At 58.2% G+C, this 2,009-nt stretch carries 2 rRNA genes; both read left to right on the forward strand.

The window, feature by feature from the left end:
* Positions 1–1,824: ribosomal RNA gene (locus FLX08_RS39705) — 23S ribosomal RNA — on the forward strand; the annotation flags it as partial.
* A gap of 65 nt (positions 1,825–1,889) precedes the next feature.
* Positions 1,890–2,006: ribosomal RNA gene (gene rrf, locus FLX08_RS39710) — 5S ribosomal RNA — on the forward strand.
* Positions 2,007–2,009 lie beyond the last annotated feature (3 nt).

The raw sequence follows: 2,009 nt of genomic DNA on the forward strand, positions 1-2,009 counted from the left end.
GGTGGTGGGTAGGGGAGCGTCGTGCGAGCCGGTGAAGCCGCCGAGTGATCGTGTGGTGGAGGTCGTGCGAGTGAGAATGCAGGCATGAGTAGCGAGTCAGAAGTGAGAATCTTCTGCGCCGGATGACCAAGGGTTCCTGGGGCAGGTTCGTCCGCCCAGGGTAAGTCGGGACCTAAGGCGAGGCCGACAGGCGTAGTCGATGGACAACGGGTTGATATTCCCGTACCCGCTGTGATGCGCCCATATCGAATCCAGTGATACTAAGGGTCCTTAGCCCGGTTGGCTCTTCGGAGCCGGCGTCAGGGTGAACGCCTGGCCTGATCTGGTAGTAGGTAAGCGATGGGGTGACGCAGGAAGGTAGCCCAGCCCGGGCGGTGGTTGTCCCGGGGTAAGCATGTAGGGCGTGCTGTAGGCAAATCCGCAGCACTTAAGCCTGAGGTGTGATGCCGAGCCGATTGTGGCGAAGTGGGTGATCCTATGCTGCCGAGAAAAGCCTCTAGTGAGTGTCGCGGCGGCCCGTACCCTAAACCGACTCAGGTGGTCAGGTAGAGAATACCAAGGCGGTCGGGTGAACTGTGGTTAAGGAACTCGGCAAATTGCCCCCGTAACTTCGGGAGAAGGGGGACCTCTGCTGGTGTAGGATTTTGCGTTCGAAGCTGGTGGGGGTCGCAGTGGCCAGGGGGAAGCGACTGTTTACTAAAAACACAGGTCCGTGCGAAGTCGTAAGACGATGTATACGGACTGACGCCTGCCCGGTGCCGGAACGTTAAGGGGACCGCTTAGCCGTCTTTGGACGGCGAAGGTGAGAACTTAAGCGCCGGTAAACGGCGGTGGTAACTATAACCATCCTAAGGTAGCGAAATTCCTTGTCGGGTAAGTTCCGACCTGCACGAATGGCGTAACGACTTCCCCGCTGTCTCAACCACAGGCCCGGTGAAATTGCAGTACGAGTAAAGATGCTCGTTTCGCGCAGCAGGACGGAAAGACCCCGGGACCTTCACTACAGCTTGACATTGGCGTTTGGAGCGTCTTGTGTAGGATAGGTGGGAGACTGGGAAGCGGTGACGCTAGTCATCGTGGAGTCATTGGTGAAATACCACTCTGGTCGTTTTGGACGTCTAACCCGCGCCCGTGTATCCGGGTGGGGGACAGTGTCTGGTGGGTAGTTTAACTGGGGCGGTTGCCTCCTAAAAGGTAACGGAGGCGCCCAAAGGTTCCCTCAGCCTGGTTGGCAATCAGGTGTCGAGTGTAAGTGCACAAGGGAGCTTGACTGTGAGACTGACGGGTCGAGCAGGAGCGAAAGCTGGGACTAGTGATCCGGCATCGGCGTGTGGAAGCGGTGTCGCTCAACGGCTAAAAGGTACCCCGGGGATAACAGGCTGATCTTCCCCAAGAGTCCATATCGACGGGATGGTTTGGCACCTCGATGTCGGCTCGTCGCATCCTGGGGCTGGAGTAGGTCCCAAGGGTTGGGCTGTTCGCCCATTAAAGCGGTACGCGAGCTGGGTTTAGAACGTCGCGAGACAGTTCGGTCCCTATCCGCTGCGCGCGCAGGAGACTTGCGAGGGGCTGTCCCTAGTACGAGAGGACCGGGACGGACGAACCTCTGGTGTGCCAGTTGTTCCGCCAGGAGCACGGCTGGTTGGCTACGTTCGGTAGGGATAACCGCTGAAAGCATCTAAGCGGGAAGCTCGCCTCAAGATGAGGTCTCCCACCACCTTGTGTGGGTAAGGCCCCCTAGAGATGATGGGGTTGATAGGCCGGAAGTGGAAGCGCAGTAATGTGTGGAGCTGACCGGTACTAATAGGCCGAGGACTTGACCATATTATGCTCGCGTTCACTATGTGATCTCAGAGACAGCAACCGGTTGGTTGTGTGTTTCGTGGGGTTACGGCGGTTATAGCGGCAGGGAAACACCCGGTTACATTCCGAACCCGGAAGTTAAGCCTGTCAGCGCCGATGGTACTGCACCGGGGACGGTGTGGGAGAGTAGGACGCCGCCGGACAAT

Origin of the sequence: Microbispora hainanensis (assembly GCF_006874475.1) — a bacterium.
GTDB lineage: Bacteria > Actinomycetota > Actinomycetes > Streptosporangiales > Streptosporangiaceae > Microbispora > Microbispora hainanensis.